General features: G+C 35.9%; 4 protein-coding genes. All 4 read left to right on the top strand.

Annotation, left to right across the window (positions count from 1 at the left end):
* Nucleotides 1–1,963: DUF4112 domain-containing protein (locus tag K9M74_02155; protein ID MCF7798682.1), on the top strand; the 1,963-nt coding region annotated here is incomplete at its 5' end.
* Nucleotides 1,960–3,693: a hypothetical protein gene (locus K9M74_02150; protein ID MCF7798681.1), complete on the top strand. Its 1,734-nt coding sequence runs from the start codon at nucleotides 1,960–1,962 to the stop codon at nucleotides 3,691–3,693. The genes K9M74_02155 and K9M74_02150, both read left to right, overlap by 4 nt.
* A 54-nt stretch (nucleotides 3,694–3,747) precedes the next feature.
* Nucleotides 3,748–5,049 carry a hypothetical protein gene (locus K9M74_02145; GenBank protein ID MCF7798680.1) on the top strand — a complete coding sequence of 434 codons (1,302 nt, stop codon included), beginning with the start codon at nucleotides 3,748–3,750 and terminating at the stop codon, nucleotides 5,047–5,049.
* 21 nt (nucleotides 5,050–5,070) lie between these two features.
* Complete coding sequence (locus tag K9M74_02140; protein ID MCF7798679.1) at nucleotides 5,071–6,081, top strand: hypothetical protein; 1,011 nt, start codon at nucleotides 5,071–5,073, stop codon at nucleotides 6,079–6,081.
* Nucleotides 6,082–6,090: the final 9 nt, after the last annotated feature.

The following is a 6,090-nucleotide window of genomic DNA, read 5'->3' as shown; positions in this document are numbered from 1 at the left end:
AGAAAAACGCGCAAAAATAGAAAAACTCAAACAACAGCGTGACGCAAAAATAGAAGCCTATCGCAACGGTAGTAAAAAGCCGCCTTTCTTAGGATTTTTCATGAATAATATTTCTTTATACATTATGGGGGCTGTTGATTTTGCACTGGGCTGGATACCATTTGTTGGTGATTTTATTTCATTTGGTATTTCAGCATTTATTTGGTTTATTCCTTGTCTTATTCTTTTTGATTTAATGACGTACATTAAGATTTTAGGATTTTTGTTCGTTGACTTGTTTATAGGATTAATTCCGGGAGTGGGCGATTTAGCAGATTTAGCTCCTGAAATTCTTTTAGCAAAATGGGGACCTCCGGCTCAATTAAGAAAATCATGGGAAAGTAAACTACCAGGAGTACTTGAAAGAATACGACAAGATTATGATCGTAAAATAGCAATTGTTCAAGCTGACGAGAAAAGCAAACTCGATAAACGACTTGCCCGAATACGAGGACATTTTAGCGGCCTTGCAGCAGAAAATCAGAAGATAGTTTTTTTACTAGCATTTATTGGTATTATTGTTTTAGGACCGTTTGGTGTCGGGGCATTTTCAGAAACACAAATTCTTTCCTCACTGCCAGTTGTTGGTGTTATTATTTTACTTTTATTATTAGGAACTAAACTAGGAATGCTCGAACAAAAAGAAATGTTTGGTTTAATACTTTTTATGGCACTTAATGTTTTACTTAGTGTGATGCTCAAAGCAAATGACTTTTTATCCAGTATTTTTAAAGATAATACTGTTATTGTTATGATACTCTTTGCTGTTTTTAGTTTATTATTCGTTCTGAAAACAATGGACCTAGTAAACACAAAAACAATTATTATTATTATGGTTCTTCTTATTTTAGGATTATCCAGTTTTAATATGATTGGTTATTTTTCAGGAAATCAATTTCAAGCAGATAAAGAACAAACAGTTGCGCAACGAGAGGCCTCATGGGAAGATGCGAATCTACTAGAAAAATTACAATTATGGGTTGCCGAACAAAAACTCAAAGGAAGTGGCGAGTATCTTCCAGATGGAGAAACAGAATCAACGTATGAATTTATGGGTGTACGAATGGAAAACCCAGACCCTTTTAAAGATATATTTTATTCAACAGAACCTGTGCAAATAGATATTGACTATGCAGCAAACTCATATGAACCCATAAGTATTTCTACAAGCTGTCGAACAGGAACGTATATGGGCGAAATACAACCAAGCTATCCTGTAGAAGCAACAGCAAGTTTTTTTCCGCGAGTCAGTTGTATTTTTGAAAAACTTCCTGTGGGAACACATAATGTTGCTGTTAAAGGAGTGTATAATTATCGTTCAACAGTACGATTACCCATTCAAATTATTTCAACAGACTTTGAAACTATTCTTCTCGCTCACAAAAAAGACGCGGGAACAACACTTGATTTGCAAGAGTTCTTAGAAGAATCAAAAGCAATCACTAGTGCAGGACCAATACAAATAGGTGTATCAAACACTAAAGAAATGGGTGCGAATGTTTTAAGGATGCCTATTGCAATGGATGAAGACTCAATTATTTCGCAAGGTCAAGATAACCGTGTACACCGACTTAAGTTTCAACTTCAATTATCCCATGATGATGAAAATGGTAAACAAAAAATAGAACGCGTGACTAAAGCGCAATTTAACATGCCAGAAGGACTAGCTATTTCAAATTGTAATTTCGCACCAGATTTCGACCTGCAACCGTTAACAGAAGACGGTCGATGGATTTACACTGTTATTGATAATTTTAATAAGTGGGAAATTTTTACAACAATTGAATGTGATGTAGGTGTTGATAAACAATATGCAGACGTGTTTTTTCCAGAAGGCGTTGACTGGAGCAAATCAACGATGCTTTTTACTGTTGATTATGATTATAGTATTCAAAAATCAGCAATTGTGAGGGTGGAAGCATGAAACGATTATTATTGCTTTTACTCGTGCTTATTTTATTTCTAGCAAGTTGTACTTCAGGACCTGTTTTTGATAGACGATCAAGCTTTACCCAAGTAGATTATTTTACTGGTAAAGAAGGGCTTTCTATTTCTTTTTTAGAACAAGCACCTCCGGATAAAGTTTTTGAAGGAGCGCCTCTTGATGTTCAGCTCCTTGTTGAAAACAAAGGATCATTTGACATTACTGATGATTATATGGCCTCATTTCACTTAACATTTGACACGTTGGAAATGCTTCGACAAACAACATCTGCACAAGACAGTATAAAGCCAGTCACAACGCAATTACAAATTCATGGCAAATCAACAGCATATCCTGAAGGCGAGCTTTATTATTTATTTAGTGAAGATAATGAGCAATACTATGATCGATATGGAGGCTCTGTGGTTACTTTTAATGCAAAACCAATTGTAGCAAATTTTGAAAAAAATCAAGCAACATTTTATGCAACTGCCTGCTATCCCTACAAAACATTTTTTTCAGACGATGTCTGCATTGATACCGACCCACAAAATGTCGATGTCCGCCAAAAAGTATGTGAGGCAGAAGATAAAAGTTATTCTAAAGGCCAAGGAGCGCCAGTAGCAATTACTGCAATTGAAACGAATATGGTACCTAGAGGCACCTATGTACTTCCCCAATTTGTCGTGCACATCGAGCATTATGGTGATGGAATAGTTTCTGACTTTATTATTGATACTAATGGTGCTTGTAAAGAAATTACTTCAACAGCTGTAAATACTTTTAAAATAGATGCGCGTTTGGGAAATGATTCTTTAGCTTGTTATCCGGAAGTTGTGCGCTTTAGAGATGGAGAAGCAGAAACAGTCTGTAAATTAGAAACAAATTCCATTGACTTAGTAAGTACGAATTATTTATCATCGCTTGTAATAGAACTTTCTTATTTATACACAGAAACTATTTCAAAAGATCTTATTGTAGAACGAATACGACCATTAAATCTTTTTGAAGAAACAGAATTCACAGAAGACTTTTGTCATTCATGGGAGGTTTTTATTCCAGGAGTAGATCGAAATAAAGGAAAATGTATTTCGAAATGTGAAGCTTACGCAATGCAACAAAACACACAACCATTTAGAGATGTTGCACTAAATGATGATCTTAACAATCCACAAGCGAATACTTGGCCTATTTTACAACAAGGAGTTTCTAATCAAGAACTTGCTAGCGCGTGGGATACGCTTAATTGTGTGTATGGCGATGAAAGTCTTTGCCGACAAAACCCTTCAACTTGTATTTTAGCAAATGATTTTTGTCAACCAGGAACGTTTTGTGGATGGCCGACTTGTTTTGAGCGAAATAATAAACCGCGAGTGGAAGAAATAACTGCTACTGATTCATTTATATCTTGGTCTTGTAGAGATGCAGATGATACTATAACGCTTGATCCTCAACAAACCTGTGGTTGTGACACTATTGCTTATTGGACATTTGTAGAAAAACGAATCTTGCAAACTCTTGTTAACGGAGAAATTCCTGGTTGCGAGGATATTCCTGATTTTAAATATGCAGAAAACGAAGTAGAAGGATCTTATGATTCTAATTATAAAGCAATGGATTTTCAAATAGCAACGCCATCATATAATTCAGATGAGACAACAATTTGCCTTAAAGTTGTTGATAAACAAGGAAATGCTGCTTATCAGCGTGTTAACAACTTAAATAGATAATCATAACCAAATAATATATAAATACTTGATTATCATATAAAGAGTGTGAGGACTATGAGACTACCTATACTATTAACGATTTTACTGGTATCCCTGCTTTTTTTAAGCGCTTGTTCAGGAGGAGCATTTCCTGGAGCCAATAGAGATAACCCTAATAAGGATTATTATAGGGGTACGGAAGGAGTTTATATGCGATTTTCAGATCCGTCAAGTCCACCGCCAAACCTATATTATTATCAAGGTGCATCACGGAGCGAAAATGGTTTTCAAGTTCTTGTAGATTTGCAAAATAGAGGCTCTTCGTGGACAAAAGGAGGACTTTATGTTTCAGGATATAATCCTTATATGATTGAATTTGATGGCGTTATGATAGCTAAATATGGCGGGAGTTGGCAAGATTGCCATCTTGATTTAGGTTCATTAGGCGGAACTGCAACAGGACTACTTCGATGCTCAGAACTAGGTCTTGACGGCTATGCAAATCAAGCAGGCGCAGGTCTACGAGTAAATAGTGTAGGCTCTTTACTTCAGCAATTTGGCCTTGCAAAACAAGATACGCTTTTTAACAATATTATTGAAAATGTTGGTTTTAGTCTTGAAAATGATGGCTTAGGGGGACAAGTAAGTGTGAATTTACAAGATATTATTGATATTGACTTTATGAATCATGGAACTGGCATGCTAGTTTTAATTGATAGACTTTCCTTAGACAACTATAATGGTTATGAATATGTCCTTGCACCAAACAGCCCAGAATATCCGGGTGGAGAAAGTGATGTTGTTGCATTTGATGGAAATGTAGTTGGCTGGCAAACAGGAGATGACCGAGCAGATGCGTCGTTTATGGTAACAAATTGTTATGCGTACGCAACATATGCAAATCCTCAAATTTGTGTTGATCCAGATCCTTATAGCGAAAACAGAAAAGTTTGCACGCCAAAGAAAATCACTTATAATGGTGGTAATGGTGCGCCAGTTGCTGTAACGACCGTTGAACAAGAAAACACAAAACGAGGTATTTATTTCACTATTAATTTTAAGAACGTTGGCGATGGGAGTGTCTTTGACTTTGGTTATTTAGAACGATGCAGTCCTTATTATCCAGGAAAACTCACTTCGCAACAACTTGATAAGATTTATTTACTTGATGTGCGGGTGAATGATCAACAACTTGATTGTACGCCAAAACGAGGAGAAGGAATTAGACTTGTTAACGGTCAAGGAAGTGTACGATGTTATTATTCATATGAGTATTTGACATCAACGTCAGCTTATGAAGCGCCATTACACATAGAAGCAGCTTATGGCTATGCAGAATATATACAACGAAATTCCATTATCACTCTAGCAAATTAATGAATTGGAGGAATTATTACTATGAAAACTAATACCATACTCTTGATTGTTTTAACAACTCTTATGCTCTTTGTTACAGCATGTAGTGGTGGCGAAACAAATACGGGAAGCACAAATCCCTATGTGGGTGGAACTAAAGGAATACAAGTAGAATTTGTTGAAGGTATGCCGCCAACACAAGAAGGTGCAATTCTTGACGCAGGAAAAACACCGTTTAGCATTGGGACAAAACTTACTAATGTCGGAGAACATAATATTGCGGAAGGTGATTTCTTGGAGTTACGACTCAAAGGTATTCTTGCTGAACAATTTGATATCACGCCAAATGATATGATTATACAACTCGAAGATCCGCTTCCAGGAGCAAAAAAAGGTTCTGATGGTTCAACACAACAAGGACAATTTACAACGCTCTCATTTGATAATTTACGTTACTTACCGGACTCTCGAGGAGATTTACAAAAAACATTCCAAGTCGAACTTTGCTACGATTATAGTACATCAACAACAACTGCAATTTGTTTAGCTGGAGATACGACGAATGCAATTACTAATCCTAACGCACAAGAAATTTGTAAAATCTCTAGTTTACAAACGACGATGAATTCTGGCGGACCTTTGCAAATAAAAGATTTTAAACAAATTCCTCAAGGAGACGATAAAATAAGTGTTACGTTTACTATTTCCTTAGTAGATACTGTTGGAAAAATTTTCAAACAAGGAAGCAGTAATGGTTGTGATTTAAGTATTACCAATACGGATAAAAATATTGTTCATTTAACATTGTCTTTACCTGATGAAAGCAACGCACAAATTAATTGTCCGGGAATCTCAGGAGGCTTTGGTAGCATTGCACAAGGCGATATTAATTTATATGATGGTGGTCCTCGAGTAGTTACTTGCACAATTCAAGGAAATGCCCCTGCAGATGTTATCTATGAAGATCTTTTAAATATAGACCTTGATTATCGTTTTGGACAAACGGACCAAATGTCTATAACCATTAAGGATTTAGGAACATCGAGTAGTTAGAATTAATTT

Source organism: Candidatus Woesearchaeota archaeon, from assembly GCA_021734105.1.
GTDB lineage: Archaea > Nanobdellota > Nanobdellia > Woesearchaeales > SKGA01 > SKGA01.
This window is presented reverse-complemented; position numbering and strand designations above follow the sequence as displayed.

Excerpts from the sequence above, each read along its gene's own strand:
- K9M74_02140 (MCF7798679.1), top strand. The coding sequence starts at position 5,071 with ATGAAAACTAATACCATACTCTTGATTGTTTTAACAACTCTTATGCTC.
- K9M74_02150 (MCF7798681.1), top strand. The coding sequence starts at position 1,960 with ATGAAACGATTATTATTGCTTTTACTCGTGCTTATTTTATTTCTAGCA.
- K9M74_02145 (MCF7798680.1), top strand. The coding sequence starts at position 3,748 with ATGAGACTACCTATACTATTAACGATTTTACTGGTATCCCTGCTTTTT.